The 26,050-nt window shown below is 65.6% G+C and carries 26 protein-coding genes, 1 other RNA gene and 1 pseudogene; 11 read left to right on the forward strand and 17 right to left on the reverse strand.

What is annotated here, in order from left to right; genetic code table 11:
• Nucleotides 1–82 (forward strand): annotated as a pseudogene (locus ACLPJJ_RS11250) (ribosome silencing factor); the annotation flags it as partial.
• 5 nt (nt 83–87) lie between these two features.
• Here the strand turns inward: ACLPJJ_RS11250 and rsfS are convergent.
• The 3 genes from rsfS to ACLPJJ_RS11265 all read right to left on the reverse strand — a co-directional run bounded on the left by rsfS (nt 88) and on the right by ACLPJJ_RS11265 (nt 2,666).
• Nucleotides 88–510: a ribosome silencing factor gene (rsfS, locus tag ACLPJJ_RS11255; RefSeq protein WP_443591068.1), complete on the reverse strand. Its 423-nt coding sequence runs from the start codon at nt 508–510 to the stop codon at nt 88–90.
• A 107-nt stretch (nt 511–617) separates the two neighbouring features.
• Nucleotides 618–1,238 carry a nicotinate-nucleotide adenylyltransferase gene (locus ACLPJJ_RS11260; RefSeq protein ID WP_443591069.1) on the reverse strand — a complete coding sequence of 207 codons (621 nt, stop codon included), beginning with the start codon at nt 1,236–1,238 and terminating at the stop codon, nt 618–620.
• 165 nt (nt 1,239–1,403) lie between these two features.
• On the reverse strand, nt 1,404–2,666 hold the full coding sequence (locus ACLPJJ_RS11265; protein ID WP_443591071.1) for a glutamate-5-semialdehyde dehydrogenase: 1,263 nt from the start codon (nt 2,664–2,666) through the stop codon (nt 1,404–1,406).
• A 60-nt stretch (nt 2,667–2,726) separates the two neighbouring features.
• On the opposite strand from ACLPJJ_RS11265, the gene mutT reads away from it, so the two are divergent.
• Nucleotides 2,727–3,734 carry an 8-oxo-dGTP diphosphatase MutT gene (gene mutT / locus ACLPJJ_RS11270; protein ID WP_443591072.1) on the forward strand — a complete coding sequence of 336 codons (1,008 nt, stop codon included), beginning with the start codon at nt 2,727–2,729 and terminating at the stop codon, nt 3,732–3,734.
• Nucleotides 3,731–4,480, forward strand: a complete 750-nt coding sequence (locus ACLPJJ_RS11275; RefSeq protein ID WP_443591073.1) for a competence/damage-inducible protein A — start codon at nt 3,731–3,733, stop codon at nt 4,478–4,480. The genes mutT and ACLPJJ_RS11275 overlap by 4 nt, the downstream gene beginning before the upstream one ends.
• 6 nt (nt 4,481–4,486) lie before the next feature.
• Here ACLPJJ_RS11275 and ACLPJJ_RS11280 read toward each other — a convergent pair whose 3' ends face one another.
• Complete coding sequence (locus tag ACLPJJ_RS11280; RefSeq protein ID WP_443591074.1) at nt 4,487–5,698, reverse strand: DUF1501 domain-containing protein; 1,212 nt, start codon at nt 5,696–5,698, stop codon at nt 4,487–4,489.
• A 2-nt stretch (nt 5,699–5,700) separates the two neighbouring features.
• Nucleotides 5,701–7,050 (reverse strand): DUF1800 domain-containing protein, encoded by a 1,350-nt coding sequence (locus ACLPJJ_RS11285; RefSeq protein ID WP_443591075.1) that lies wholly within the window; start codon nt 7,048–7,050, stop codon nt 5,701–5,703.
• Nucleotides 7,051–7,242: 192 nt separating this feature from the next.
• Here ACLPJJ_RS11285 and fusA point away from each other — a divergent pair, with 192 nt between their 5' ends.
• Both fusA and ACLPJJ_RS11295 read left to right on the forward strand, forming a co-directional pair.
• On the forward strand, nt 7,243–9,324 hold the full coding sequence (gene fusA, locus ACLPJJ_RS11290) for an elongation factor G (RefSeq protein WP_443591076.1): 2,082 nt from the start codon (nt 7,243–7,245) through the stop codon (nt 9,322–9,324).
• Nucleotides 9,325–9,423: 99 nt separating this feature from the next.
• Nucleotides 9,424–10,638: an FkbM family methyltransferase gene (locus tag ACLPJJ_RS11295; protein WP_443591077.1), complete on the forward strand. Its 1,215-nt coding sequence runs from the start codon at nt 9,424–9,426 to the stop codon at nt 10,636–10,638.
• On the opposite strand, the gene ACLPJJ_RS11300 is transcribed toward ACLPJJ_RS11295, so the two are convergent.
• From ACLPJJ_RS11300 to ACLPJJ_RS11310, 3 genes are read right to left on the reverse strand one after another with little or no spacing between them, the layout of a single operon-like run.
• The gene (locus ACLPJJ_RS11300; protein WP_443591078.1) at nt 10,631–11,569 is read right to left on the reverse strand and encodes a class I SAM-dependent methyltransferase; all 939 of its coding nucleotides are present in this window, start codon (nt 11,567–11,569) and stop codon (nt 10,631–10,633) included. The two genes, ACLPJJ_RS11295 and ACLPJJ_RS11300, sit on opposite strands and share 8 nt — an antisense overlap.
• Entirely contained in the window at nt 11,570–12,193 is a 624-nt protein-coding gene (locus tag ACLPJJ_RS11305) for a DNA-3-methyladenine glycosylase family protein (RefSeq protein ID WP_443591079.1), read from the reverse strand.
• 40 nt (nt 12,194–12,233) lie between these two features.
• Nucleotides 12,234–14,090: a DUF6600 domain-containing protein gene (locus ACLPJJ_RS11310; protein ID WP_443591080.1), complete on the reverse strand. Its 1,857-nt coding sequence runs from the start codon at nt 14,088–14,090 to the stop codon at nt 12,234–12,236.
• A 170-nt stretch (nt 14,091–14,260) separates the two neighbouring features.
• Between ACLPJJ_RS11310 and ACLPJJ_RS11315 the strand changes: the two genes are divergently transcribed.
• Complete coding sequence (locus ACLPJJ_RS11315) at nt 14,261–14,470, forward strand: hypothetical protein (RefSeq protein ID WP_443591081.1); 210 nt, start codon at nt 14,261–14,263, stop codon at nt 14,468–14,470.
• Here the strand turns inward: ACLPJJ_RS11315 and ACLPJJ_RS11320 are convergent.
• The 5 genes from ACLPJJ_RS11320 to ffs form a co-directional block, all read right to left on the reverse strand.
• Nucleotides 14,467–15,867, reverse strand: coding sequence for a pyridoxal phosphate-dependent decarboxylase family protein (locus ACLPJJ_RS11320; RefSeq protein WP_443591082.1), 1,401 nt, complete (start codon nt 15,865–15,867; stop codon nt 14,467–14,469). The two genes, ACLPJJ_RS11315 and ACLPJJ_RS11320, sit on opposite strands and share 4 nt — an antisense overlap.
• Nucleotides 15,868–15,899: 32 nt before the next feature.
• Nucleotides 15,900–16,490 carry a recombination mediator RecR gene (gene recR, locus ACLPJJ_RS11325; protein ID WP_443591083.1) on the reverse strand — a complete coding sequence of 197 codons (591 nt, stop codon included), beginning with the start codon at nt 16,488–16,490 and terminating at the stop codon, nt 15,900–15,902.
• A gap of 115 nt (nt 16,491–16,605) precedes the next feature.
• Nucleotides 16,606–16,929 carry a YbaB/EbfC family nucleoid-associated protein gene (locus ACLPJJ_RS11330; RefSeq protein ID WP_443591084.1) on the reverse strand — a complete coding sequence of 108 codons (324 nt, stop codon included), beginning with the start codon at nt 16,927–16,929 and terminating at the stop codon, nt 16,606–16,608.
• Entirely contained in the window at nt 16,929–18,704 is a 1,776-nt protein-coding gene (locus ACLPJJ_RS11335) for a DNA polymerase III subunit gamma/tau (protein WP_443591085.1), read from the reverse strand. The genes ACLPJJ_RS11330 and ACLPJJ_RS11335 overlap by 1 nt, the downstream gene beginning before the upstream one ends.
• Before the next feature lie 30 nt (nt 18,705–18,734).
• Nucleotides 18,735–18,833: signal recognition particle sRNA small type (gene ffs, locus ACLPJJ_RS11340), an RNA gene on the reverse strand.
• A 69-nt stretch (nt 18,834–18,902) separates the two neighbouring features.
• Between ffs and ACLPJJ_RS11345 the strand changes: the two genes are divergently transcribed.
• Nucleotides 18,903–19,037 (forward strand): hypothetical protein, encoded by a 135-nt coding sequence (locus tag ACLPJJ_RS11345; protein ID WP_443591086.1) that lies wholly within the window; start codon nt 18,903–18,905, stop codon nt 19,035–19,037.
• A gap of 58 nt (nt 19,038–19,095) precedes the next feature.
• On the opposite strand, the gene ACLPJJ_RS11350 is transcribed toward ACLPJJ_RS11345, so the two are convergent.
• Nucleotides 19,096–19,905 (reverse strand): hypothetical protein, encoded by an 810-nt coding sequence (locus ACLPJJ_RS11350; RefSeq protein ID WP_443591087.1) that lies wholly within the window; start codon nt 19,903–19,905, stop codon nt 19,096–19,098.
• 375 nt (nt 19,906–20,280) lie between these two features.
• Here ACLPJJ_RS11350 and ACLPJJ_RS11355 point away from each other — a divergent pair, with 375 nt between their 5' ends.
• From ACLPJJ_RS11355 to ACLPJJ_RS11370, 4 genes are read left to right on the forward strand one after another with little or no spacing between them, the layout of a single operon-like run.
• Nucleotides 20,281–20,724 (forward strand): DUF983 domain-containing protein, encoded by a 444-nt coding sequence (locus ACLPJJ_RS11355; RefSeq protein WP_443591088.1) that lies wholly within the window; start codon nt 20,281–20,283, stop codon nt 20,722–20,724.
• Nucleotides 20,724–21,200, forward strand: a complete 477-nt coding sequence (locus tag ACLPJJ_RS11360; protein ID WP_443591089.1) for a UPF0262 family protein — start codon at nt 20,724–20,726, stop codon at nt 21,198–21,200. The genes ACLPJJ_RS11355 and ACLPJJ_RS11360 overlap by 1 nt, the downstream gene beginning before the upstream one ends.
• Before the next feature lie 11 nt (nt 21,201–21,211).
• Nucleotides 21,212–22,300 (forward strand): S-methyl-5-thioribose-1-phosphate isomerase, encoded by a 1,089-nt coding sequence (gene mtnA, locus ACLPJJ_RS11365; protein WP_443591090.1) that lies wholly within the window; start codon nt 21,212–21,214, stop codon nt 22,298–22,300.
• Nucleotides 22,290–23,039, forward strand: a complete 750-nt coding sequence (locus ACLPJJ_RS11370) for a DUF2272 domain-containing protein (protein WP_443591091.1) — start codon at nt 22,290–22,292, stop codon at nt 23,037–23,039. Before mtnA ends, ACLPJJ_RS11370 begins: the two co-directional genes overlap by 11 nt.
• Here the strand turns inward: ACLPJJ_RS11370 and ACLPJJ_RS11375 are convergent.
• From ACLPJJ_RS11375 to ACLPJJ_RS11385, 3 genes are all read right to left on the reverse strand, one after another.
• Nucleotides 23,024–23,692 carry a glutathione S-transferase N-terminal domain-containing protein gene (locus ACLPJJ_RS11375; RefSeq protein WP_443591092.1) on the reverse strand — a complete coding sequence of 223 codons (669 nt, stop codon included), beginning with the start codon at nt 23,690–23,692 and terminating at the stop codon, nt 23,024–23,026. The genes ACLPJJ_RS11370 and ACLPJJ_RS11375 overlap by 16 nt on opposite strands.
• Nucleotides 23,689–24,375 (reverse strand): glutathione binding-like protein, encoded by a 687-nt coding sequence (locus ACLPJJ_RS11380; protein WP_443591093.1) that lies wholly within the window; start codon nt 24,373–24,375, stop codon nt 23,689–23,691. The genes ACLPJJ_RS11375 and ACLPJJ_RS11380 overlap by 4 nt, the downstream gene beginning before the upstream one ends.
• A 20-nt stretch (nt 24,376–24,395) precedes the next feature.
• Nucleotides 24,396–26,050, reverse strand: a 1,655-nt coding sequence (locus ACLPJJ_RS11385; RefSeq protein ID WP_443591094.1) for a DUF3458 domain-containing protein, incomplete at its 5' end; no start/stop codon positions are given.

The following is a 26,050-nucleotide window of genomic DNA, read 5'->3' on the forward strand; positions in this document are numbered from 1 at the left end:
GGATATCGTGGCGCTGGACCTCGCAGGCCGCGCCAGCTTCGCCGACCGCATGATCATCGCCACCGGCCTTGCCGACGGCCAGCAGCCTCACTCTTCGGTGTCAGCCTCATCCAGCTCGGCGGACCACATCTTCTCCAGCCCGTAGAGCGTGCGCGCCTCCGGCTTGAACAGATGCACGATGATGTCGCCAGCGTCGATCAGCACCCAGTCGGTGCCGTTCGCGCCTTCCGTCAGCGGCTTCCCGAACCCGGCCTCGTGCAGCTTCTCGTGCAGATGCGTGGCCATGGCCGAGATCTGCCGGTCGGCAAGGCCGGTGGCGATGATCATGCGGTCGGCGAAGCTGGCGCGGCCTGCGAGGTCCAGCGCCACGATATCCTCGGCCTTGTCGTCCTCGAGCGTGGCGACGATGAGCGCCTGCAGCCGCTCAAGCTGTTCCGCGGGCTGTTTGGGCGCGGTTTTCTTGCCCTTCGGCCCGGCGATGGCGGCCTTCTTGCGCGGCGTGCCGGGCATGGCGGGCAGAGCCTCGGCAGGTGCGGCGGCCTTTTTGGGCGCGCGCTTGCGCGGGGCGGCGGTGGTGGCAGCGCCCCGGGCGGGGGTTTTGCGGGTCGGCGGACGGGTTATGGCGACGCTCCTTTTGTTTTCCGGCGCAACTCTGTGGCTGAGACTGGATTCTCCTTTACCGGCAGGAGAATCCAGGCAGGTGACTCCGCCGTTGCAAGGCATAGCCCAGCGCGCGCCGGAAGGCGATATTTTCCATATGCTTTGGCAGCCTGCGAGGCCAGCGCCCGGCGCGTGGCCCCCGGGCGCGGCAGAACCAGCATCGGCATGGCGCGCATGATCCGGCGCCAGCGGTCCCAGCGGGGCAGTTGCACGAGGTTGTCCGCCCCCATCAGCCAGACGAATTGGGCCGCGGGGAAGCGCCGTTTCAGCTCGCACATCGTATCGGCCGTGTAGCGCGTGCCGAGTCGCGCCTCGATATCCGTGGCGATGATCTGCCGCCCATCGGCGATGCGCCGCGCCGTGGCCAAGCGCTCGGGCAGCGGCGCCATGCCGGCGGCGGGCTTCAGCGGGTTGCCAGGGGAGACCATGAGCCAGAGCTGGTCCAGCCTTGCGTGGCGGCAGGCCTCCCGCGCGACATGCAGGTGACCTTCATGCGCCGGGTTGAAGGAGCCGCCGAGCAGGCCGATCCGAATCCGGCGGCGATGGCCGAAACGCGGGATGTTCAGAGGCTGTCTCAAAACTCGCTCCGGTGAGTCAGCTGCGGTGTTTTTCGAGCTGCGAAGCGTGCGCCACTGGTTCGAGCACGCTGATGCAGTGAGCGGAGCGTACGTTGAGCACGTGAGCACCGGAAGCGCAGAAAAGCGCCGTGGATGGCCGCCGGAGTAGAGTTTGGGGACAGTCTCTCAGGGCCGCACCTGGCCCGTGCCGCGTACGACGTAGCGGAAGGTAGTGAGCTGGTCCGGCCCGATCGGCCCGCGCGCATGGATGCGCCCGGTGGCGATGCCGATCTCGGCGCCGAAGCCGAACTCCCCGCCATCGCAGAACTGGGTGGAGGCGTTCCACATGCCCACGGCCGAGGCGATGTTGGCGAGGAAATACTCAGCCGCCGCTGCGTCCTGGGTGATGATGGCGTCCGTGTGCTCGCTGCCGTGCCTGGCGATATGCGCCAGCGCCTCGTCCACGCCGGAGACGATCTTCACGCTCAGCACCGCGTCCAGCCACTCGGTGTAGAAATCCTTCTCAGCCGCCGCCGGTAGGGTGGGGCAGATCGCCCGCGCGGCCTCATCGGCCCTGAAGGCGCAGCCCAGGCCAGCGAGGTCAGCCACCAGCAGCGGCAGCAGCGCGGGGGCCACGGCGGCGTCGATCAGCAGCGTCTCGGTCGCCCCGCAAACGCCGGTGCGGCGCATCTTGGCGTTGGCCAGCACGGCGCGCGCCATGGCGAAATCGGCTGAGCGGTGGATATAGGTGTGGTTCAGCCCCTCGGCATGCGCCAGCACGGGCACGCGGGCCTCTTTCTGCACCAGTTCCACCAGCGCCTTGCCGCCGCGGGGGATGATGAGGTCCAGCAGCCCCGAGGCTTGCAGCATGGCGGTGACGAATCGGCGGTCCGTGCTGGGAGCCACCTGCACGGCATGCTCGGGCAGCCCGGCGGCGCGTAAGCCTTCGGTCAGCGCCGCGTTGATGGCCTTGGCCGAATGGTAGCTCTCCGACCCGCCGCGCAGGATGATGGCGTTGCCGGACTTGATGGCGATGGCGGCGGCATCCGCCCCGACATTGGGGCGGCTCTCATAGATCATGCCCAGCACGCCGAGCGGCTGCGGCACGCGGGAGATGGTCAGCCCGTTGGGGCGGGTCCATTCGCCTAAGGATCGGGCCAGCGGGTCGGGCAGGGCGGCGACCTCTTCCAGCCCGCGCGCCATGGCTTCCACCCGCGCCTCGTTCAGCATCAGGCGGTCACCGAAGGCGGCGCTGCCCTTGAAGCCTTCCATGTCCCGCGCATTGGCGGCGAGAATCTGCGGCGCGTCGCGGCGCAGCATGGCGGCGGCTTGGCGCAGCGCGTGGTCGCGCGTGCCGGCTGGCAGGCGGGCGAGCATGGCGGCGGCGGTGCGGGCCTTGGCGCCCATCTGGGCCATGATCAGCGTATTGGTGTCGGGTTCCGCGTTCATGCGCAGTATGCTTGCCCAGTCCTGGCGGGAAGATCAACAGCACGCTAAACAGCTGAGCGTATGCCAGACCTCTTCGATTCGCCGATGCCGGAGACCGCGCCGCCCCCCGGCCCCGTGCTGCGCACCACGCGGCTGGTGCTGCGCCCCCTGCATGCGGGCGATGCGGAGCATTTTCACCGGCTTATTAATGACTGGGAAATCTGCCGCCGCCTGCCGGATGCGCCCTTTCCCTACCCGGCGCAGCTGGCGGCAGACTGGATCGAGGCCGCGGCGGCGGACCGCGAGGCGCACCGGGCCGAGCAATTCGCCCTGGTGGAGGCCGAGAGCGGCGCTCTCGTTGGCGTGGCGGGGCTGCGCTTCGGCAAGGGGCAGAAAACGGCCGAACTCGGCTACTGGCTTGGCCGCGCGCATTGGGGCCAGGGCTACACGCTGGAGGCGGCGCGGCGGCTGCTGGACTGGGCCTTCGCGGCGCTGCCGCTTTCGCATGTCACCGCCACGGTGGCGGCGGATAACGAGGCCTCCATGGCCGTGCTGCGGCATATGGGCTTCACCCAGATCAGCAAGGGCGTGAAGAGCTTTATGTGCCGCCCGGGGCAGAAACTGCCGGTGAAGCATTTCACCCGCGAGCGCGAGCTGCTCGCCGCCGGCGTGGCGGCGGAGGCGCCGAAGGGTGGGGTGCTGCTGGTGGCCGCCGCGGCGCTCATCGACTCGCAGGGCCGGATATTGCTGGCGCGTCGGCCCGAGGGCAAGAAGATGGCGGGGCTGTGGGAATTCCCCGGCGGCAAGCTGGAACCGGGCGAGCCCCCCGAGGCCGCCCTGGCCCGCGAGTTGCGCGAGGAGCTGGGGCTGGAGACCAACCCCAAGGATTTCGCCCCCTTTGTTTTCGCCTCCCACGCTTATGACAGTTTTCATCTGCTGATGCCGGTATTCCTGTGCCGCCGTTGGAAGGGCGAACCGCAGGCCAAGGAGGGCCAAGCCCTGGCCTGGGTGGCGCCGGACCGCCTGGTGGAGTACCCGATGCCCCCGGCCGACCGGCCGCTCATTCCGATGTTGAGGGACTTTCTATGAAAAACCCCACCGCCGCGATCCTGATCATCGGCAACGAGATCCTCTCGGGCCGTACCCAGGATGTGAACGTCCAGTTCATCGCCAAGCGCCTCGCCGATCTCGGCATCAAGCTGGAGGAGGCGCGCGTGGTGCCGGACATTCCCGCGCGCATCATCGGCGCGGTGAACGAGTTGCGCGCCGCCTATACCTGCGTCTTCACCACCGGCGGCATCGGCCCGACACATGACGACATCACCAGCGAGTGCATCGCCGCCGCCTTCGGCGTGCCCTGGGTGCTGCATGAGGAGACGGCAGCGATCATGCGCGAGCGCTGGGGCGAGGACGTGAACGACGCCCGGCTGCGCATGGCGACGATGCCGCAGGGCGCCGTGCCGATAAAGAACGAGGCCTCGATCGCGCCCGGCTTTACCATAGGCAATGTGCATGTGATGGCTGGGGTGCCGCGCATCATGCAGTCGATGTTCCTGGCGCTGGAGCAAGAGCTGCCGCGCGGCGAGCGGATCGAAATGCGCGCCGTGTACGGCATCGGCGTGCTGGAAGGCTCCATCGCCGCCGGGCTGGGCGAGATCCAGGACCGCTTCCCGCAGGTCGATGTCGGCAGCTACCCGTTCAAGCGCGAGGACAAATGGGGCGTGACGCTGGTGGCCAAGGGCTCGGACATCCCGGCCATCGAGGCGGCAACCGCCGAGGCCACGGACCTGATCGCGGCACAGGGCGTTGCGCCGGTGCAGGGCGAGCCGGACTAATCCGGGTTACGCGGCGCGGATAATCCCGCTTAGCGGCGCGGCGTCGCTGCTGCCCGGAAACACACGTGCCAGGGCTGGAGCGGAAAGCCCCAGATGCTGGGCCAGCGCACCCTTGGCCACGGACCTTATGTCCAGCGTCGGCGCCAGGTCGCGATTTTGAAACAGCTGCCCTGCCGCGAGCCCCGGCCAGGTGGCGGCAACGCGCCCGCCGTTCACCGCTCCGCCCAGGGCAAAGGCGGCGGTGGCGGTGCCGTGGTCGGTGCCTTTGGTGCCGTTCATCGCCGCGGTGCGGCCGAATTCCGTCATCACCAGCACGCAGGTTTGCGCCCAGGCCGGGCCGAGCGTGGTCTTGAGGCTGGTCAGCCCCTGATCCAGCCCGGTGAGCGGCGTCTTCAGTCCCGCCACCTGGTTGCCGTGCGTGTCCCAGCCTTCGAGCTGGAAGGCGGCGATGCGCGGCCCGTCATCGGCGGCCAGCAACTGCCCGACCTTGGCGGCCAGGGCCGGGAAGGCGCCGCCGCGGTTCGGCGCATCGCCTGGCGCGCTGGCGGCGTCGTCGCTCATGATGGACTGGTCGAGGCTCGCCGCCTGCATCCCGTCGCTAATGGCTGGGCCGGTGAGCGGGTCGCCCGCATTCAGCGCCGCGATCCGCGCGGCGAGGTCCGGCGACGGGCTGGCGAAATGCTCGGGCGCGTAGGAATCCACCCGGGCCGGGCCCTGCAGCAGCAGCGGCGTGCCCATGCCCGCGGCGATGCCCATAAGGGCCGGGCCGTTGCGCGCGGGGAGTTCGGCTAAAACCCGGTTGAGCCAGCCGGACGTGATGCCGGGGTTGTCCGCCTCCAGCCCGAGTTGCAGCAGATCCTGCGCTTCGAAATGGCTGCGCGTGCGGTACGGCCCGGCCACGGCGTGAATGGGGAGCAGCTCTCCCGCCTGGTACATGGCGGCGAGGTTGGGCAGGTTGGGGTTGAGGCCGTAAAACCCGCCGAGGTCGAGCATGCCGCCTTGTTGGCCGGGGGCGGGCGGGATGAGTTCAGGCCGCAGGCTCGCCAGATTGGCGTCGCCATAGGGCACGACGGAGGACATGCCGTCCAGCGCGCCGCGCAGCAGCACCACGACGAAGCGTTTTTGCGTGGGGGCGTCGGCCAGGGCGAGTTTGACGCGCCCGAGGGTGGTTGTCAGGCCGAGGCCGAGCAATGTGGCGCGGCGGGAAAGGCTGGGCATGTCTATCTCCTCTGGAATTCGGGCGCGGTGAGGAAGAGTGTCAGCGCCTCGCGGCGCGAGCCGGCGGATTGCATGGCGGCGAGGGTGGCCGGGCGCAGCAGCGGGCCGAGAGCGGCTTGCGCCACATCCATCGGCGCCGCGCCGGAATCGGTAAAGCGCCCGGCATAGGTGTAGGCCCAGTCGATGCGGGAGGTGACCGAATCCGACCCGGCCCAGGGCGCGGCTGTATCCGGCCAGCCATTTGGCAGCGGCGCGCCCCAGGCCGGCTGGCCGAGGCCGCTCAGAATCGCCAACAGCTTTGGCGCTGGCTGGTCCGGCGGCGGCGGCGCGGCCCGCAATGTGGAGATGACATAGTCGAACGGGGTTTTGAGCTTCTGCCCCGGCGTCCAGGCTTGTGGCAGATCCACCAGCGCGGCTGAGGCGGCGCCGAGATCGCCCCCAGTGTCGCGCAGCGCGCCGGAAATCCGGGCCACTGCATCCGGCGGCGGATTATCCGCGACGAAATGGGTCACGAGTTTCTTCGCCAGCAGGTTGTAGGTGCTCGGGTAGGTGGCGAGGAAATTGAGCGCGTCGATGCCGGCCTGCTCGCCGCCATCGAATACCTGGCCCATCACCGTCTGCGCTCCTGGCTCATGCGCGAAGGGGCGATAGAGGAACCCGGTGGAATCGCTGCCCTTGTCGCTGGGGGCGATGCTCCAGCCGGTGAGGATGTTGGCCATGGCGGTGACATCCGCCTGGGTGTACCCGGCAGCCAAGCCCACCGTATGCAACTCCATGCACTCGCGGCCGAGATTCTCATTCAGGCCGCGCCCGGTACGCTGCCCGGCCCGGCTGTCCGGGCCGATGGAAACGTCGTTGTCCAGATAGCGCAGCATGGCCGGGTGGCGCTCCGCCGCCTGCACCATGCCGGCGAAACTGCCGGTGACATGCGGGCGGATGGCCTCGCGCAGCATGGGGCCGATGAGCGGGGCGGCCTGGTTCTGCTGGGCGCTGACGGAGAAATGGTTGGCCCAGAACCAGACCAGGCGCTCGCGGAACGGGGCCTGGGTGGTGGCGGCGAAGTTAATCTGAGCGGTGGCGTCCTGCTCGTACAGGGGGCGCGCCTGGGAGTGGAAATTGCCTTTTTCCGGCAGGCCTTGCTCCTTGAGCGCCTTGCGCGCCATGGCGTCCGCCCGCAGCACGTCCACCGCCTGTTGCCCCGTGGGCAGCCCGGCGAAGGCGCCTGAAGCCAGCCCGGGGTCCGGCCCTTGCAGCTGCGCCTTCAGCCAGCCGCGCGCATCGCCGCTCGGGCCATCCTGCGGTCCGGGACCAAAGCCGAAATGTGTCGCCGCGATAAAACTTGCTTCATTCATGCCGCTCTTATATCGCGCGACCGCGTGACGGCTTATTACAAAAGGCAACAGCGCGGGGCGTGCCGTGTCTTGGTCTTGCCAAATTGGTCTTGCCAAAAGCCGCGCGCTGCCGCAAAAGCCGCCCGAGCAGCGCTATTCCATCCGGGTGGCGTACTACGTGTTTGACCTTTTTCCCCGCCCGTGGAGGCACTGATGGCTGAGACTGACCTTAACAAGATCCGGAATATCGGGATCACCGCGCATATCGACGCGGGTAAGACCACCACCACGGAGCGCATCCTCTACTACACCGGCGTGTCCCACAAAATCGGTGAAGTCCATGACGGCAACACCACCACCGACTACATGGACCAGGAGCGTGAGCGCGGCATCACCATCACCTCCGCCGCCGTGACCTGCGAGTGGAAAGACCACCGCATCAACATCATCGACACCCCGGGCCATATCGACTTCAACATCGAGGTGAACCGTTCGCTCCGCGTGCTCGACGGCGCGGTGTTCATCATCGAGGGCGTGGCCGGCGTGCAGCCGCAGTCCGAGACCAACTGGCGCCTGGCCGACCGCTACAACGTGCCGCGCATCATCTTCATCAACAAGCTGGACCGTACCGGCGCCGATTTCTACCGCGCCTTCGACACGCTGAAGGAGAAGCTGGACATCGTGGCCCTGCCGCTGCAGCTGCCCATCGGCATCGAGGAAAACTTCCTCGGCGTGGTCGACCTGGTCGAGATGAAGGCGATCATCTGGGAAGGCGGCGAGCTGGGCGCGAAGTTCCATGACGAGGAAATTCCGGCCGACCTCAAGGAGAAGGCCGAGGAGTACCGCCAGAACCTGCTCGACACCGCTCTCTCCGTCGATACCGTGGCGATGGAAGAGTATTTCGAGAAGGGCGACGTCTCCGTCGAGACCCTGAAGCGCTGCATCAAGCAGGGCGCCATCACCGGCGCCTTCCGCCCCGTGCTGTGCGGCACCGCCTTCAAGAACAAGGGCGTGCAGCCGCTGCTGGACGCCGTGCTCGACTACCTGCCGAGCCCGGTTGACGTGCCCGGCATCAAGGTCGCCCCGCCGGAAGGCGAGGAGGAAGACCCGAACGCACGCCGCATCAAGGCTGACCCGAACGCCCCGTTCTCCGGCCTCGCGTTCAAGATCATCAACGACAAGTACGGCACGCTGACCTTCGTGCGCGTTTACTCCGGCACGCTGAAATCCGGCGACACCGTGATGAACACCACCAAGGGCCACCGCGAGCGTATCGGCCGCATGTTCCAGATGCACGCGGACAAGCGCGCGGAAATCAAGGAAGTCGTCGCCGGTGACATCGCGGCCTTCGTCGGCCTGAAGGACACGGGCACGGGTGACACCCTGGCCTCCTCCGAGGACCCGGTGGTGCTGGAGCGCATGGCGTTCCCGGTGCCGGTGATCGACATCTCTGTCGAGCCGAAGACCAAGGAAGGCGTCGAGAAGATGACCCTCGGCCTGCAGAAGCTGGCGGGTGAAGACCCCTCCCTGCGTCTGAAGACCGACCAGGAAACCGGCCAGACCATCCTCTCCGGCATGGGCGAGCTGCACCTGGAAATCATCATCGACCGTCTGCGCCGTGAGTATGGCGTGGATGCCAATATCGGCGCGCCGCAGGTGGCGTACCGCGAGACGATCTCCAAGGCGCACACCGAGACCTACACCCACAAGAAGCAGTCTGGTGGTTCGGGTCAGTACGCTGAAGTCAAGATTGTGTTCGAGCCGCTGGAGCGCAACGAGGGCATCCACTTCGAGAACAAGATCGTCGGCGGCGCGGTGCCGAAGGAATACATCCCGGCCGTGGAAAAGGGCATCAAGAACCAGGCCGATACCGGCGTGCTCGCGGGCTTCCCCACCGTGGACTTCCGCTACTCGCTGGTGGACGGCAAGTACCACGACGTGGACTCCAGCGCCCTGGCCTTCGAAATCGCCGCCAAGGCCTGCTTCCGCGAAGGTATGAAGAAGGCCAGCCCGATCATCCTCGAGCCGATCATGGACGTGGAAGTCACCACCCCGAACGACCATGTGGGCGACGTGGTGGGCGACCTCAACCGCCGCCGCGGCATGATCCAGAACCAGGAGAGCTCCGGCTCCACCGTTCTCGTGCGCGCGCATGTGCCGCTGAAGGAAATGTTCGGCTACATCTCGCACCTGCGCTCCATGACGAAGGGCCGCGCGTCCTTCACCATGCAGTTCCACCACTACGATCCGGTGCCGCGCAACGTTGCGGACGAGATCATGTCGAAGTCGGCCTGATTACGTCATTGCGAGGGGGCGAAAGCCCCCGAAGCAATCCATCTTTTACAAAACGGCGCCGCAGGGTGCCGTTTTTTGTTTTGAGGGCGGTGCCTTGACGTGCAAACGCAGGCTGCGATGATCCGCTCAACTTTCAACGGGGTTGGCCGCAGCATGAACACCGAGCAGATTTTCTCTGACCTGGAGGCCGAACTCGCCGCCTTCGTTGCACGCCGCACGCCAGCTTATCTGCAGCGCGTGATTTCGGGCGGGTGCTACGTTTACGGCGCGGGCAGTTACGGCAGGCGGATTCTTGCCTTGCTGAAAGACCGGGATATTCCTTGCCTCGGGATCATCGACCGTAAATTTAGGCTGGAGGGCGAAGAGATCGACGGGACACCGGCCATAAACCCAGCGGCATTGCGCGACGCGGACACAGCAGGAAAATGCCTGCTCATTGGCGTGCACAACCAGGCGGTCGCGCCGGCTGAAATCATCGCTTTTGGCCGCGCCTATGCGTTCCGCGAAATTCTATGGAACGCCGACTTGCCGGATGCACTCGGGTCGGACGCAGATAATTACTGGCTCACGACACGGCAATTCACCATGGAGCATTTTGCGGACATTCGTAGCGCAGCGCACTTGCTGGCCGATAACGAGAGCGTTTCGGTTCTGGCTGCCTTGGTTCGCTACCGCATAACCGGCGATCCAGCGGATTATCCACCCGCTGACATAACGCAACAATATATGCCTGACGGGCTGCTGAATTTTCCGGATCCGATTTGTTTTGTCGATGGCGGCGCCTATATCGGGGACACATTCAGCTATTTGTTGTCACGAGATGTGGCCGTGAAAAAGTGGATCGCTTTTGAACCTGATCCAAAAAATTTCATCGCGCTTACGGCATTTGCCGCGACACAACCTGCTGCGTCAACGCTGTTTCCCTGCGGCTTGAGTGAAACATTCATGCAGGTGCAGTTTGCCGCGAATGAGGGAGCGGCCTCGCATCTTGGCAAAGGCTCCGGTGAAATGACCGTGCCATGCGTCGCGCTGGATCACGTTATGCATGGCCTAAGCCCGGATTATATAAAACTCGACATCGAGGGCGCTGAACACTCAGCATTGCTTGGCATGCGCAAAACCATTGCGGCGGCACGGCCGCATCTGGCCGTGAGCGCGTATCACCGGCCGGAGGATTTATGGGTGCTGGCGCAAACCATCACGGAGCTGGCGCCCTATGCTAAATTGTATCTTCGCCAGCATGCGCTCAATGCATTTGACACGGTGTTTTATGCTGTGCCTCAGGATAGCGCCACACACTCTGGGGTCAGTTAGCCGCGGCCTTCATCGCAACCGCGCAGATATGGCCACTCGCGCGAATTTTTACTGAAAGGATCTTTAACTGGTTCTCCTGGAACAATCTGCTCATTCCTAAGGTTGAAAAGAAACTCAGATGTTCGCGTAGGGCCACGAAACCCAATGGCGGAAGCACCCGCAACTTAACCCGGCAAGCTGTTGATAAAAAGTCAAAAACTTTAAACGCGAATATTCGCTTGGCGAGCCAGCCGATCCAACGCTTTTGCAAGGATGAAGCACTGAGCCCAAAGCTGCGAAAGCTTTCATCCGGGACTTCGAAAAAGTATATTGTACCTGGCCGGCCGAGGGCGACAAGCTCTTCGAGATATGACTGCGGGTCAGGCAAATGTTCAAGGACGTGGCATGATAAAATTAAATCCCAAGGTATTTCTTTAATCTGGGTTTGGTCTAGCGCGATGACGCCCTCCTCCGGCGGAACGCCGGAGATGTCATAAACAGCCTTTGTCTTTGCGCGTAGTTCGCGGAGCATCTGCCCTTTGTCGCCGCCGTGGTCCAGGATGTTCTCGAAGTGCTTTGTGATACCATGCTCTTCCAAGGCGTCGCGTAATACAGCCCGCCGCATTTGCATTTGTACTTCTGCGCCAAGATCATCGTTGACCGCGCGCGTGTACCAAGGCTCAAAACTATTGCGTTGGACAAAATATTCGCTGCGACGATAACCGGCGTAGAGCCGGTCGAGTTCATCCTTCGTGGGCGAGAAATCGAAATAGCGTGTACCGCAGCCAAGACATTTGATCAGCATGATGGCTTGGGGGTGGCGACACAGAGCGCGCTGCGCGAAGAATGGTGAAGTGGCTGCCCACTCCCTTTCAAGATCAGTTGAGTGGCAGCAGAAGCATTGCGTGCTGGCACGGCCCGGCAAAGGCGGGGTGTATTGGCTCTCAGTCATTCAGCGCTTCAACTCCAGCTTTTGTAAGTCCGACGCCTTCCACAAATACAGCGCGGCCGTCGTGCGATAAGGCGCAAAAACCTCGCCGACTTGCGCGAGTGCCTTTGGCTTGGGCTGTGCCTCCAGCCCGTGCAGCACGCGAAAACCCTCGCGTACGCCGAAATCGTCCACGGGGAACACATCCGGACGGCGGAGGGTGAAAATCAGCAGCATCTCCACCGTCCAGCGGCCGACACCGCGGATGCTGGTCAGCCGCGAGATCAGTTCGTCATCCGCAAGGCGGTGTGCCTGCCCTCGGGTAGGGATGGTGCCATCCGCCGCCTTTGCCGCCACATCGCGCAGCGCCGCCATCTTGCTGGCCGAGAAGCCGCAGCCGCGCAGTGCTTCGTCCTCCAGGGCCAGCAGCGCGGCGGGGGTGGGCAAGGTGCCGCCGCACAAGGCTTCCAGGCGCCCCAGAATCGCTCCTGCCGCGCGTGCATGCAGTTGCTGGTGCGCCACCGCCGAAAGCAGCGCCTCGTAAGGCTCGGCATGGTCCACCGGGCGGGGCGGCAGCCTGCCCACCCGGGCGATGAACGCGCCGAGTACCGGGTCGGCCGCGGCAAGATGCTCAGTGGCAAGGCTCATGATGCGATCATCGCAAGCCTTGCCGAAGCGTCAAGCCTCGTTAATGCGGATACTGGCTGCCATGCTGGCCATTCTGTTGCCCCTGGTGTTCCTCATGGGGCTGCGGCTGCCCGCCTTGCGGATGGGGCTGTTGCGGCTGTTCCTGGTGGATCTGAGGTTGCTGCGGCGGCGCGAAGCTTTGCGGCGCCTGTTGGTGGAATTGCGGTTGTGGTTCCTCATGCGGCTGCTGAATTGGTTGCGCAAAGCCTCGCGGCTGCTGTTGATGGAATTGCGGCTGCGAGCGCTGCGGTTGCTCCTGTGGGGTGACCACCCGGGGCATCTGCTGCGGGTGGAATTGCTGCTGGCCTTGCGGATGATAAGGCTGCTGCTCCTCGTGAGGCGCGAAGCCTTGCGGCTGCTGTTGATGGAATTGCGGCTGCGAGCGCTGCGGTTGCTCCTGTGGGGGGGGCACCTGGGGCATCTGCTGCTGGTGGAATTGCTGCTGGCCTTGCGGATGATAAGGCTGCTGTTGCCCCTGAGGCGCAAAACCCTGCCCGCCCTGCGGGTGGAATCCGGGTGCCGGCATACGCGCCCCCTGGGGTGCGGGGGCTGGGCGCGGCGTGAATTGCGGCCGCACGCCCTCGGGCAGTTGCTGACCCACCGGCCTCGCCTGCCCGAACATCTCATGCGGCACCGGCTGGGCGTAATGCTTCACCTGCTCGCCATGCGAGATGGCGCTGGCCGGGCCGTACAGTGCGGCGCTGCGGTTCGTGTAGTTGCCGAAAGCGGGCGGGTGGTCAAAGTCGAGCCGCCCGGGGTCGCGCGTATCCATCCGGTTGATGCGCCGGAAGTAATCCCGGTCGGCGTGGTAGTGCGGATAGTATGCTTCGCCCGGGCCCAGAGGCACCCAGCCGATATCGCCTTGGGAGAGCGCCTCGACGGTGATACCCGCGGCTAGGCCAAGCCCGAAGAAGGCCACCAGCGCCGGGGCGTAAACCGGCTCCGCCACGTAGCCGCCAGAGGCGTAGCCGCAGGGCACCCAGCCCCAGCGGCCATAGATATGAGCCCAGCGGCCGTAATGGAACGGGGCGAAGCCCCAGGGCTCGTTGTCCACCCAGGTCCAGCCCCAGGGCGCCACATAGGCCCAATTGCCGTTGCTGTATGGTGCCCAGCCGGGACCGACATCCGGATACCAGATGGCGCCATATTGCGGCGAGTCGTCCCAGGTTCCGTAGCCGGAGAGGTCATCCACGCCGGTCATTTGCTGTACCGCGGGTGGCGCATAGGGCGGGGGCGGCGGAGCCAGTTCCGCCATCACATGGTCGGCGAACTCGTCGCGCTGCGCCTGCGTGACCTCGGGCTGTCCGCTGCCGGAGAGATACGCGGCCTGGCCAGCGTAGACAGGCTCGCCGCCCGCAGTGGCCTCGCCGGAAAACACGTTGACGACGGCAGGACTGTTCGCGTCCCCGGCCTGAATTTCGTACTGGCCGGGCGTGGCCATGCTCACCTCGCCGCGCGGGGTGTTGATGTTGAAATCCTGCCCCTGCTGCAGCGCCGTGAGGTTCAGGAACACCTCGCCCTGGCTCTCGGTGGCGGTGAAGTCGCTGTCGTCCAGCTGCGTCACCTGCAGCTCGGTATTCGGCGCGAGCGTCACGCGGCTGGAATCGACCGCGATGGAGGCTTCGCCGCTGCCCTGCGTGAACAAGGAGTCGCCTGCGGTGATCGGGTAGTTGTTGCTGGCGGTTGTCCACTGACCGTTCGAGCCCGCACCATTATAGGAAACATCGCCGGAAATCCCGGTGAGCTGGCCAACGCGCGCGGGCGGCGCGCTGTTGTCTTGGGCATTGGCGGGCAAGGCAAGCCCGAGAGCCGTGGTGAGGGCGAGAACACCGCGTAGAGAAAGGCGTGTGCGTTGCATGGCGGATCCGTTCATTGTTGATCTGCACATAGCGCGGAACGGCGGCAAAACCGTGGCACGATGTTACAATGTTTTAAAATTCCGCGCGTGTATTGCCGCAAACCCGCCCAAAAAATAGCGGAAGAAGAAACTGAGCGGTGTTGCGCCGCGATGATTGCAAGGATCAGGGTATGGCTAACAAGACTATAAAAGTTTCATCACGCGCGCTGGCGCGCATCGCGGCCGTCGCGCTGGCTGGCGCGTCTCTGGCGGGCTGCGTGTATTATCCCTCCGGCTATGGCTACGCGCCGGGCTATTACGCATCGCCGGTTTATGTCGCGCCGGCGCCGGTGGTGGTTGGCGGCTGGTGGGGCTGGGGCGGCCGTGGCCGCTGGCATTAAACCCGGCGTAAAATCTCCTCGACCAGCGCGTCGATATCCGCCGCGGTTGTCCGATGGTTGACGATCGCGGCGCGGATGGCGAGGCGCCCGCCGATGGTGGTGGTGGAGGGGGCGAATGTCCCCTCTTCGTGTAAATCCGCCACCAGATCCGCGGTCTGCGCGTCGGTGAATCCGTTGATCCCGAAGCAAACGATATTCAGCTTCACTGGTGCCAGAAGTTCCAGCCGCTTGCTGGCGTTTACGTGCGCGGCCAACCGCTGGGCCAGGGCGCATGTGTCGTCCACGATGCCGCCGAGTGCGTCGCTGCCATAGGCGGAGATCGTCATCCACACCTTCAGCGCGCGGAAGCCGCGTGAGAGGTCCGGGCCCAGATCGCAAGGCCAGAGGAAACCGCCTGCCAGGCCCCGCTGCGCGGCAGCGAGGTAATTCGTTGCCTGCGCGAAGGTGGCAAGCTCGATCTCGCGGTCGCGCACCAGCACGCAGCCGGCATCGTAAGTCACCTGCGCCCATTTATGGAAATCGAAAGCGACCGAATCCGCCCGGCCGATGCCGTTGGTGAGCGGCGTCAGCGTGGGCGAGAGCGCGGCGAGCGCGCCGAACGCGCCATCCACGTGGAACCAGCAATTCTCCGCCGCCGCGATGTCCGCCAGGGTGTTGAGATCGTCGAACGCGCCGACATCCACGGTACCGGCCGTGCCGACGATGAGGAACGGCCTGTGCCCGGCGGCTTTGTCGGCGGCGATGGTTTCCCGCAACGCGGTGAGGTCCATGCGGAACGCGGCATCGACGGGGATGCGCCGCAGCGAGTCTGAGCCAAGCCCGGCCATGTCCATGGCGCCCGGCACGCAGCGATGCACGCCCGCCGAGGCATAGGCCACGAGCTTCTGGCCGTTCACGCCCTCGCGCCGTCCTTCTGCGCCAAGAGCCTTGTACCGGGCGCAGAGCACGGCGACGAAATTGGCCATCGACGAGCCGGTGAGCAGCACGCCGGAGGTGGAAGCGGGCATGCCGAGCATCTCCGCCGCCCAGGCGATAACCTGACGCTCGACCGCGATGCCGACATGGTCGCGCCCGCCGCAATTGGCGTTCATCGCGCCCGTCAGCAGCTCCGCCAGCATGGAAACCGGATTGCCGCCGCCATGTACCCAGCCCATGAAGCGCGGATGCGTGTTGCCACTCACATAAGGCTGGATGCTGGCCTGGAAAGCCTCGTACAGCGCCTCAGGCGCGGTGCCGGAGGCGGGCAGGGGAGCGGTGAAGCTCCCGCGCACCTGTTGCGGCATGGGTTGCCACACGGGCTTCTCGCGGATGCCGGCGAGATGGTCCACCATGTCGTCCAGCATTTTATGGCCAAGGGCGCGAAGGGCGGACCAGTCCGCGGGGTCAAGCGTGCTCATGCGCGCGGGTATGGGGGAAGTTGCAGCGCCGCTCAAGCGGGGCTGCGGGCCCGCAGCGCCGTGGCCAGCGTGCCTTCGTCCAGCACCTCCAGCGCGCCGCCCATGGGCACGCCCTGGGCCAGGCGGGAGACGGGAATACCGTAGGGCTTCAGCTTGTCGGCCAGCACATGCGCGGTGGCGGCGCCGTCCACCGTGGCGGGCAAGGCCAGGATGATCTCGTCCGGCCGGTCCCGCTCAACCCTTGCCAGCAGCGGTACGATGGCCAGATCCTCCGGTCCGCGCCCCGCAATGGCCGACAAGGTGCCGCCCAGCACGTGGTACAGCCCGCGATACACATGCGCGCGCTCCAGCGCCCAGATATCCGCCACGCCCTCGACCACGCAGATGCGCTTCTCGCGGTGCGGGTTGGCGCAGATCGCGCACGGGTCCTGCGTGTCCAGATTGCCGCAGATGGAGCAACTGCGCACCGCGGCGGCAGCTTCGCGCAAGGCCTCGGCCAGCGGCAGCAGCCGGGTTTCCCGTTCGCTTAGCAGTTTCAGCACAATGCGCCGCGCGCTGCGGGGGCCGAGCCCCGGCAGGCGGGCGAATTGGGCGAAGAGGTTTTCGAGCTCAGTCCCGCCCATCAGGCGACTCCGTCATTGCGAGCGGAGCGATGCAATTCATCTTCCAATATGGTCCTGGAAAGATGGGTTGCTTCGCCCGCTGCGCGGGCTCGCAATGACGGCTTTGGGCTTCGCATCAGAACGGCAGCTTGAGCCCCGCCGGCAGGCTGAGTCCGCCCATGGCGTTCTTGGTTTCGGCTTCCATCAGCGCATCCAGCTTGGCCTTGGCATCGGCATGTGCGGCGATGACGAGGTCTTCCAGCATCTCGATCTCGGCCGGGTCGGCGAGCTTCGGGTCAACCTTCAGCCCCTTCAGCACGCCTTTTCCGGTGAGCGTGACGCGCACCAGCCCGGCGCCGGAAACGCCCTCGATCTCGGTGGCATCCAGCTTGGCCTGCATCTCGGCCATCTTCTGCTGCATCTGCTGGGCCTGCTTCATCATGCCGGCAAGGTTCTTCATCAATCCTCTCCTTCGTAGAGTTCGTCTGGTGGTATCAGCGCCGCCCAATCGGCGGGTGGCTCGGGTTCGGGTTCGTGGGTGATCGGCGTTTCCACCCGTGCGCCGGGGAATTCGGCGAGGATCGCCTGCACCAGCGGATGCGCCAGCGCGGCATCGCGCGCGGCGGCGGTGGCCACGCCCTCGGCCTCGTCGATGGTCGGCTCGCCGGGCAGGTTGGAGAGTGCGATGGTCCAGCGCTTGCCGGTTTCCGCTTCCAGAAGCCGGGCCAGCTTCTGTACCGTGTCGCGCGGGGCGGTGGGTTCCAGCCGTATCTCGATCACCGGCGGGGCGAAGCGCACCAGATGCACCGACTGGCGCAAATGCGCGTAGAGCATCACGTCGCGCTTATGCTGCGCCAGGGCCACCACGTCCTGGAAGGTGAGGCTGCGCGGAGCGGCCTGCATCACCGCGCCGCCGCCCGCCATGGCACGCGCGCCGCCACCGCCGCCCGGGCCGGGGGCGGGGCCGCCATTCATGTTGGCGCCCGGGTTCTCGGTGAGTTTCTTGATCAGCTCGCCCGGGGGCGGCATGTCCGCCACATGGCACAGGCGGATCAGGATCATTTCCGCCGCGGCGCGCTTGTCCGGTGCGGCTTCCACCTCCTGCAGCCCCTTCAGCAGCATCTGCCAGAGGCGCCCGAGGAACGGCATGGAGAGCATCTGCGTCAGCGCTGTGCCGCGTGTGCGCTCGGCCTCCGGCAGGGCGGAGCTGTTCGCCAAGGCGGGAACGGATTTCATGCGCGTGAGCAGATGCGCGAGGCCCAGCAGATCGGAGAGCAGTACGCCAGGGTCGGCGCCGCGCTCATAGGCGTCATCGGCATAGCCCAGCGCCTTGGCGGCATCGCCCGCCACCACGGCGTCCATCAGGTCGAAGACGAAGCCGCGATCGGCGAGGCCCAGCATGTCCGCCACCATGGCGGCGGAGATTTCCGCGCCATCCTCGGCGCCGCGCGCGATGGCCTGGTCGAGGAGCGAAAGGCCGTCGCGCACCGAACCGTCTGCCGCGCGGGCGATATGCTCAATGGCCCCCGGCGCGATGGCCACATGCTCTTTTTCCGCGATGCGGGTGAAATGCGCGGACAGCACCTCCACGGCCACGCGCCGCAGGTCGAAGCGCTGGCAGCGGGAGAGCACGGTGATCGGCACCTTGCGGATTTCGGTGGTGGCGAGCACGAATTTGATGTGCGGCGGCGGCTCCTCCAGCGTCTTCAGCAGTGCGTTGAACGCCGCCTTGGAGAGCATGTGCACCTCGTCGATGATGAACACCTTGGTGCGGGCGGAGAGCGGGCGGAAGCGCGTCGCCTCGATGATCTCGCGCACATCATCCACGCCGGTGTTGGAGGCGGCGTCCATCTCCACCACGTCCGGGTGGCGGTCGGCGAGAATCGCCTTGCAATTGTCGCATACGCCGCACGGGTCGGGCGTGGGGCCGCCATTGCCGCCGGGCCCGGTGCAGTTGAGCGCGCGGGCCAGGATTCGGGCCGTGGTGGTCTTGCCCACGCCGCGTACGCCGGTGAGCATGAAGGCATGGGCGATTCGGTTCATGGCGAAGGCGTTGCGCAGGGTGCGCACCAGCGCGTCCTGGCCGATCAGGTCGTCGAACGTGGTAGGGCGGTATTTGCGCGCCAGCACGCGGTAGGCGGCGGCTTTCGGCGCGGTATCCTGCGGTTCATCCCCGAACAGCGAGGGCCCGGGCGGCGGCGGCGCGTCTGTCTCGTCGTCGTCGAACAAACCCATGGGGGGCGCTTCACCTTGGCTTTTGTATAGGGTGGGAGACCGGACAGCGACCCATGCGAAATCCGTTGTGGCTGCTGCCTTCCGGCCCTGACCAGGTTGGCGGCACGCGCTGTCCGCCGCCGATCTCCCGGAGGGCGTTATCCTCTTATCCTGGCGGGAGCGCAAGCTTGAAAGAAAAAAGTGCCGGGCCGGGGTGCCATGCGTATCATCCGGCCATTCCGGCCCAACCACGACAGCGGCGGCGACGGAACCGGTCTGCGCAGCCTTACCGCGCTGCTGCTGGAAGCCGATATCGCACGCAGGCCGATCGAGGGCTGGCTGGCCAGCGAATAAAAAATGCAGGGGTTTTCGGCCCCTGCATTCTTCGTAGTGCTGTCCTGTCGGGCGTTGATCAGGTCAGCGAGGTTTCCGGCTCGTCCTGCGGGATCTCGATCACCACCAGTTCCGGCGCGGGCACAGCCTCCGGCACGGGCGCGGCAGCCTCGGCGATCTTGCGCGGACGGCGCACGACGGGCTTCTTTGCGGCCACGGCCTTCTTGGCGGCGGCGGTGATCTTCTTCGCGGTCACGGCCTTCTTCGTGGCAGCGGTGGTTTTTTTCGCGGTCACGGCCTTCTTGGCGGCGGCGGTGGTCTTCTTCGCAGTCGCGGTCTTTTTGGCAGCAGCGGTGGTCTTCTTCACGGCTGTCGTCTTCTTGGCGGCAGCGGTGGTCTTCTTCACGGTCGCAGCCTTCTTGGCGGCGGCGGTGGTCTTCTTTACGGTCGCAGCCTTCTTCGTGGCGGCGGTGGTCTTCTTCGCGGTCGCGGTCTTCTTGGCGGCAGCAGTGGTCTTCTTCGCGGTTGCAGCCTTCTTCGCGGCGGCGGTGGTCTTCTTCACGGTCGCAGCCTTCTTCGCGGCGGCGGTGGTGGTCTTCTTCACGGTCGCAGCCTTCTTCGTGGCGGCGGCAGTGGTCTTCTTCGCGGTCGCGGCCTTCTTCGTGGCGGCGGTGGTGGTCTTCTTCGCGGTCGCGGCCTTCTTCGTGGCGGCAGTGGTCTTCTTCGCGGTCGCAGCAGCCTTCTTCGGCGCGGCGGCCTTCTTCGCGACCGGCTTCTTCACCGCGGTTTTCTTCGCCGCAGGCTTCTTCGCAGCAGCGGCCTTCTTCGCCGTCGCTCTCACGGCGAGCGGCTGGGCGCGTTTGGTATCGTTAGTCTCTTCGATGCTCACGAGGGGATGCTCCTTCGATAGATATTATGGGATTCGGTTGCTTGCAGTCCGGCGCTTGATAATCTTCTGTCGGGCCAGAGGCCGTCCTTCTTATTTTTGCGTGCGGACTACTCGACCGTTCAGGGATTTGACTCGGTTGCGGCGCGAATCGCGCATTGCACGCAAGACTCGCTATTCTGCTTCCCGTAGTTTGCTGTCAATAAAAAGCAGCACTAACCATCGCATGCCGCGCATTTTTTTTGTTCCAAGTGGTAAAAAACGGCATGATGAAGCGCGCCGCATGCGCCGAGGGCTCATCGCGCGGGGAGTTTCGCGCCTATACCGCAACAAAAACCTTTGGCTTGAATTTGCCGGTGATGCCGTCACATTCATCCTATGAGCAATCCATCCGCACCGCCTGAACCGCAGGACGAGTTCGAACGCTGGCCGCCGGAGGCCGTGCGCGCGGTGCCTGAATTCAACATGCCGGATTGGCCGGAGACGATCTGGCGCGGCATATGCGGGCGATGTCCGCAATGCAACGCGGCGCCGATCTTCGACGGCTATCTCAAGGTCCATAAAACATGCCTGCATTGCGGCGCGCCGCTGGGGGACATGCCGGCCGACGATGCGCCCCCCTACATCGCCATGCTCGTGGTGCTGCACTTCGTGGCGCTATTTGTCGTGTTTTTCTACAAGGGCTATTATCGTCCCGGGATCGTCATGTCCGGGGTCCTGCTGGTGCTGCTGGTGCTGCTTTGCATGGCCGCGTTGCGTTTGGCCAAGGGAGCGGTCATCGGTATCCTGCTGAAACTCGGATTGAAACGCGAGAGGCTGTGATGACGCAGGGACGGGGACGGCTGACGCGGATTGTGCTGGAAGGGGAGGCGCTGCACCGGCTTTCCGCCTTGCAGGAGGCCGACCGCGACCAGGCGGTGGAAGACCTGCGCGAGGAGAACTCCTTCTTCCCCACCGCGCAGTCGGAGTTGCAAAGCATCCTGCACCTCTCCATCCAGCAGGGCCGCATGGTGTTCGATATTCGCGACGCCGAGGATAAGCCCGTGCAGGCCGTAATGCTGGCGATGGGCCCGTTCAAGATGCTCATCAAGGATTACCAGATGCTGCTCGACTCTTACGCCCAGGCCGTGGCCGAGGGGCGCGAGGCGCGTATCCAGGCCATCGACATGGGTCGCCGCGGCTTGCACAACGAGGGTGCGGAGCTGATGATCGAGCGGCTCCAGGGGAAAGTGGAGATTGATTTTCCGACCGCGCGGCGCTTATTCACCCTGGCCTGCGCTCTGCACCAGAAACTTTAGGATATCGGATCATGAAAATTGACGGCACGCCCTTTCGCTCGATCTGGGTGGATGAACTGGACCGCTGGTCGGTCCGCATCATCGACCAGACCAAGCTGCCCTGGGCGGTCGACCTCGTGCGCCTCACCGCCATGGAAGAGATGGCGCATGCGATCAAAGCCATGCTGGTGCGCGGCGCGCCGCTGATCGGCGCCTCTGCGGCTTACGGCGTGGCGCTGGCGATGCGCGCCGACGCGTCGGACGCCTACCTCGCCAACGCGCTCGCGGTGCTCGGCGCTACCCGTCCGACCGCGATCAACCTGCGCTGGGCGCTGACGCGCATGCAGAACGCGCTGCAGCCGCTCACCCCCGCCGCCCGCGCCGCCGCCGCGTATGAGGAAGCCGCGAAGATCTGCGACGAGGACGTGGCGGTGAACCGCGCCATCGGCGAGCACGGCCTGCCGCTCATCGCTTCGCGTGCCAAGAATGGCCGCCGCGTGAACGTGCTCACCCATTGCAATGCCGGATGGATTGCTACCGTGGATTGGGGCACCGCCCTGGCGCCGATTTACATGGCGCATGATTCCGGCATCGACGTGCATGTCTGGGTCGAGGAAACCCGTCCGCGCAACCAGGGTGCGTCGCTCACCGCCTGGGAGCTGGGCAAGCACGGCGTGCCGCACACCGTCATCGCCGACAATGCTGGCGGGCACATGATGCAGCGCGGCGATGTCGATCTCGTCATCGTCGGCACCGACCGTGTCACGCGCGCGGGCGATGTCGCCAACAAGATCGGCACCTACCTGAAGGCGCTGGCCGCGCGCGACAACGGCGTGCCGTTCTGGGTCGCGCTGCCGTCCTCCACCATCGACTGGACGATCAGCGACGGCCTGTCCGACATTCCCATCGAGGAGCGCGCGGCATCGGAGGTCACCACCATGACCGGGCGCGCGCTGGATGGCTCCATCGCCACCGTGCGCATCGTCCCCACCTCCAGCCCGGCGGCCAACCCGGCCTTCGACGTGACGCCTGCGCGGCTCGTCTCCGGGCTGATTACGGAGCGCGGGCTGTGCGACGCCAACGAGGCCGCGCTGACCGCGATGTTCAAGGATGTTGCGTAGGCTCGCCCTCCTTCTGCTGTTGAGCGGCTGCGCGGTGCGGAACCACGCGCCGCCTTTCGCCAACGTGCCCTATGAGCCGTTCTCGCGCAGCGCCGCCGTGGCGGTGGCGATGGATGAATGGCGGCTCTGGGGCAATCGCGTGGACGATACCGGCGGTGCCGGCTACGTGCAGACGGACGCCACGATGGGCGAGCGCCAGCCGGGGCTGTGGCAGCGCGTCGGCGAATATTGGTGGGAGGGCATGAATGCCGGCGACCCCACTTCGCGCTGGACCGGCAAGCATGACGGCGAGGGCCATGTGTTCTCGGTCGCCGCGAATGGCGATTACGCCTGGTCGGCGGCGTTCATCTCTTATGTCATGCGCATCGCCGGGGCAGGGCGGAATTTCCCCTACGCGCCGGACCACGCCACTTATATCAACGCGGCGGCACGCCACCAGACACACGGGCTGCTCGATGCCGAGGACCCGGCGAGCTACGCGCCGCGTTTGGGCGATCTCGCCTGTTTCCCGCGCGACGAGGCGAGCAACCTCACTTTTGCCGATCTGCCGACGAGCGACAGCTTTCCCGCGCATTGCGGCATCATCGTCGGCGGCGGGGCAGGCACGGTCTCTATTGTCGGCGGCAATGTCGATGACGCCGTAACGATGGAGCATCTGCACACCAACGCCGCAGGTGAGCTGCAGGGCAACCGCGAGAACTGGTTCGTGGTACTGCGCGTGAACTACGCGAGCCCGTAGGTCTCCAGGACGGCATCCATCCACCGCTCCAACGCGCCGCCAGGCTCCAGCAGTGGCGTCGACGATACGGTGGTCGCCCATTTCAGCGCGCCGAATACGATATGGTCGGCATAGTTGGGCGCGAGCCCGGCAATGAAAGGCTGCTTCTCCAGCGTGATCTTCAGCGGCTTCAGCGCGGCATTCAGCGGCCCCAGCGCTTCCGCCCGGTGCGTGGCGAAATCCTCAAGGCTGCGCTTGTAAAAGCCCTCGCGCGTTTGCCGGTAATAGACCTGGTCCGCGGGTGTCAGCAGGAGGTAGATATCCGGCAGCACCACGGGCGCGATGGCCGAATGCAGCACGGTCTCGGTCCAGGCCTTGATGAAGGTGGTGAGCTGCCGCGCGGGCGGTTCGCCGAACAGTGAGGCCTCATTCGGGTAGGTTGTCTCCAGATATTCGGCGATGACCTGGCTGTCGGTGACGATTTTCTCGGCATCCACCAGCACCGGCACCTTGCCCTGGCCCGAGAAGGCGATCTTGTCCTTGTCGGTGAAGTGCCAGGGGATGGTCTCGTAGGCGAGGTTCTTGTGCGCCAGCGCCAATTTGGTACGCCAGCAATACGGGCTGAAGCGCACGGCCTCATCCGCCCCGGCGAGATCGTAGAGCAGCCGGCTCATCGGGCGGTCTGATCGAACAGGATCGCGTGCGATTGCGGCGTCACGGTTGGGTTCGGGTTGATCTCCTGGGCCTTGGCATAGGCGCGCTGCACCGCCGGGCGCGCGGCCATGCGCTCGAACCACGCCTTCAGATGCGGGAAATCCTCCAGCTTCTGCTGCTGGCGCTCATAGGGCACGATCCACGGATAGCAGGCCATGTCGGCGATGGAGTACGCGCCCGCGATATAGTCGCGCCCTTCGAGGCGCTTGTTCAGCACGCCGTAGAGCCGGTTGGTCTCCTTGACGTAGCGCTCCATGGCGTAGGGAATGCGCTCCGGCGCGTATTGCACGAAATGGTGGTTCTGCCCGGCCATGGGCCCCAGCCCCGCCATCTGCCAGAACAGCCATTCCAGCACCTCGTATTTGGCGCGGGTCTCGCGCGGCAGGAACTGGCCGGTCTTCTCCGCGAGGTATTCGAGAATGGCGCCGGACTCGAAAATGCCGATCGGCTCGCCGCCATCGGCGGGGGCGAGGTCGCGGATCGCGGGGATGCGGTTGTTCGGTGAGAAGCTCAGGAAGAATGGGTCGAACTGCTCGCCCTGGGAGATGTTGATGGGGAAGATCTTGTAGGGAAGACCAGTCTCTTCGAGAAAAATCGTGATCTTATGGCCGTTCGGCGTGGTCCAGTAATAAAGTTCAATCATGATCTTTCCTTCGGTTTTGTTCAGCCGAGCGCCTTGGACGCCATTTCATAAGTATTGGAACTCAGCGTCTCCCGCGCAAGGATGCGCTCCAGCTCGGCGCGCATCAAAGCCTGCCGCGTGTCGTTGTAGCGCCGCCACGGGCCGAGTGCCGAGACCAGCCTTGCCGCGATCTGCGGATTGGTCTCATCGAGCCGCAGCACGATATCGCCCAGCAGCCGGTAGCCCGCGCCCGAGGCATCGTGGAACGTGGCCTGGTTGGCGGTAAAGGCGCCGATGAGCGAGCGCACGCGGTTGGGGTTGCGCAGGTCGAAATCCTCGTGCTGTGTCAGCGCCTGCACCCGCTCCAGCGTATCCGCCGCATTCGCGCGGGCCTGCACCGAGAACCATTTGTCCAGCACCAGCGGCATGCCGCGCCATTCCTCGTAGAACGAGGCGAGCGCCGTCTTGCGCTTCTCGCCCGGCATGTCGGCGAGCAGCGACAGCGCCGCCAGCGTGTCGGTCATGTTGCCGTCCTGGTGGAACTGCTCCCAGGGGCGGAAGGTATCGCCCGCGGCGGCGAGGTAGGCGAGGGCGGCGTTCTTCAGCGCCCGCGCCCCCATGGCCGGGCCGGAATGGTCCGCCGGGTCCACCTTGCCGTATTCCCAGTATGCGCTGTTGAGCTTGTCGTGCAGCGCCTGGCCCAGCGCGGCCCGCGTGGCCTCGCGCACGGCGTGGATGGCATCGGGGTCCACCACCGCCATCTCATCGGCGAGCAGGCTCTCACTGGGCAGCAACAGCGCCTCGGCGGTGAAGGCCGGGTCGCGCGGGGCCTGGCGCAGCGTGGCCGCCATGGCCTCAAGCAGTCCCGCATCGAGCCTGAACGCGTGCCCGGCCTGGTGCGCGGCCACTGCATCCAGCAACACGGCGGTGGCGTATTGCTGCAGCGCGTCCCAGCGGTTGAACAGATCCGTGTCCTTCGCCGCCAGGAATGCGAGGCGCTCGCGGCTCTGGCCCTTCAGCTTCACCGGCGCGGAGAAGCCACGGAACAGCGACACCGCCGCGGGCAGGTCGATATTCGAGAACACGAAATTCTGCACTTCCTGATGGAAGATCACCGTTTCCGTTCGCAGCTCGCGGCCTTCGGCATCCAGCAGCCCAATGGTGACCGGCATCAGGAAGGGCTGTTTCTTGTCCTGCCCGGGCGTAGGCTTGGTGTACTGGCGCAGGGTGAGCATGAAGCTGCGGTTGGTCGGGGTGTACACTTCCTCCGCCGTCACCTCCGGCGTGCCCGCCTGGTCGTACCAGCGCAGGATCTGCCAGATGTTGTGCTCCGGCACCGCCTCCTGCATGGCGCTGAAGAAATCCTCCACCGTGGCGGCGGAGTTGTCGTTTTCGCGGATGTAATTCGCCATGCCGCGCCGGAACGCCTCGCGCCCCATCAGCGTGCGGTACATGCGCACCACCTCGGCACCCTTCTCGTAGATGGTGGTGGTGTAGAAGTTGTTGATCTCCAGATAGCTCGCCGGGCGCACCGGGTGGGCGAGCGGCCCGGCATCGTCGCGGAACTGCGTGGCGCGCAGCATGCGCACGTCGGCGATTCGTTTCACCGCGGCGGAGAACTGGTCGGCCATGTATTCCTGGTCGCGGAACACGGTGAGGCCTTCCTTGAGCGAGAGCTGGAACCAGTCGCGGCAGG

The organism is Acidocella sp. (genome assembly GCF_052326845.1).
Lineage (GTDB): Bacteria > Pseudomonadota > Alphaproteobacteria > Acetobacterales > Acetobacteraceae > Acidocella.

Excerpts from the sequence above, each read along its gene's own strand:
- rsfS (WP_443591068.1), bottom strand. The coding sequence starts at position 510 with ATGCCCGGCACGCCGCGCAAGAAGGCCGCCATCGCCGGGCCGAAGGGC.
- ACLPJJ_RS11265 (WP_443591071.1), bottom strand. The coding sequence starts at position 2,666 with ATGAACGCGGAACCCGACACCAATACGCTGATCATGGCCCAGATGGGC.
- mutT (WP_443591072.1), top strand. The coding sequence starts at position 2,727 with ATGCCAGACCTCTTCGATTCGCCGATGCCGGAGACCGCGCCGCCCCCC.
- ACLPJJ_RS11275 (WP_443591073.1), top strand. The coding sequence starts at position 3,731 with ATGAAAAACCCCACCGCCGCGATCCTGATCATCGGCAACGAGATCCTC.
- ACLPJJ_RS11280 (WP_443591074.1), bottom strand. The coding sequence starts at position 5,698 with ATGCCCAGCCTTTCCCGCCGCGCCACATTGCTCGGCCTCGGCCTGACA.
- ACLPJJ_RS11285 (WP_443591075.1), bottom strand. The coding sequence starts at position 7,050 with ATGAATGAAGCAAGTTTTATCGCGGCGACACATTTCGGCTTTGGTCCC.
- fusA (WP_443591076.1), top strand. The coding sequence starts at position 7,243 with ATGGCTGAGACTGACCTTAACAAGATCCGGAATATCGGGATCACCGCG.
- ACLPJJ_RS11300 (WP_443591078.1), bottom strand. The coding sequence starts at position 11,569 with ATGACTGAGAGCCAATACACCCCGCCTTTGCCGGGCCGTGCCAGCACG.
- ACLPJJ_RS11305 (WP_443591079.1), bottom strand. The coding sequence starts at position 12,193 with ATGAGCCTTGCCACTGAGCATCTTGCCGCGGCCGACCCGGTACTCGGC.
- ACLPJJ_RS11310 (WP_443591080.1), bottom strand. The coding sequence starts at position 14,090 with ATGCAACGCACACGCCTTTCTCTACGCGGTGTTCTCGCCCTCACCACG.
- ACLPJJ_RS11315 (WP_443591081.1), top strand. The coding sequence starts at position 14,261 with ATGGCTAACAAGACTATAAAAGTTTCATCACGCGCGCTGGCGCGCATC.
- ACLPJJ_RS11320 (WP_443591082.1), bottom strand. The coding sequence starts at position 15,867 with ATGAGCACGCTTGACCCCGCGGACTGGTCCGCCCTTCGCGCCCTTGGC.
- recR (WP_443591083.1), bottom strand. The coding sequence starts at position 16,490 with ATGGGCGGGACTGAGCTCGAAAACCTCTTCGCCCAATTCGCCCGCCTG.
- ACLPJJ_RS11330 (WP_443591084.1), bottom strand. The coding sequence starts at position 16,929 with ATGAAGAACCTTGCCGGCATGATGAAGCAGGCCCAGCAGATGCAGCAG.
- ACLPJJ_RS11335 (WP_443591085.1), bottom strand. The coding sequence starts at position 18,704 with ATGGGTTTGTTCGACGACGACGAGACAGACGCGCCGCCGCCGCCCGGG.
- ACLPJJ_RS11345 (WP_443591086.1), top strand. The coding sequence starts at position 18,903 with ATGCGTATCATCCGGCCATTCCGGCCCAACCACGACAGCGGCGGCGAC.
- ACLPJJ_RS11355 (WP_443591088.1), top strand. The coding sequence starts at position 20,281 with ATGAGCAATCCATCCGCACCGCCTGAACCGCAGGACGAGTTCGAACGC.
- ACLPJJ_RS11360 (WP_443591089.1), top strand. The coding sequence starts at position 20,724 with ATGACGCAGGGACGGGGACGGCTGACGCGGATTGTGCTGGAAGGGGAG.
- mtnA (WP_443591090.1), top strand. The coding sequence starts at position 21,212 with ATGAAAATTGACGGCACGCCCTTTCGCTCGATCTGGGTGGATGAACTG.
- ACLPJJ_RS11370 (WP_443591091.1), top strand. The coding sequence starts at position 22,290 with ATGTTGCGTAGGCTCGCCCTCCTTCTGCTGTTGAGCGGCTGCGCGGTG.
- ACLPJJ_RS11375 (WP_443591092.1), bottom strand. The coding sequence starts at position 23,692 with ATGAGCCGGCTGCTCTACGATCTCGCCGGGGCGGATGAGGCCGTGCGC.
- ACLPJJ_RS11380 (WP_443591093.1), bottom strand. The coding sequence starts at position 24,375 with ATGATTGAACTTTATTACTGGACCACGCCGAACGGCCATAAGATCACG.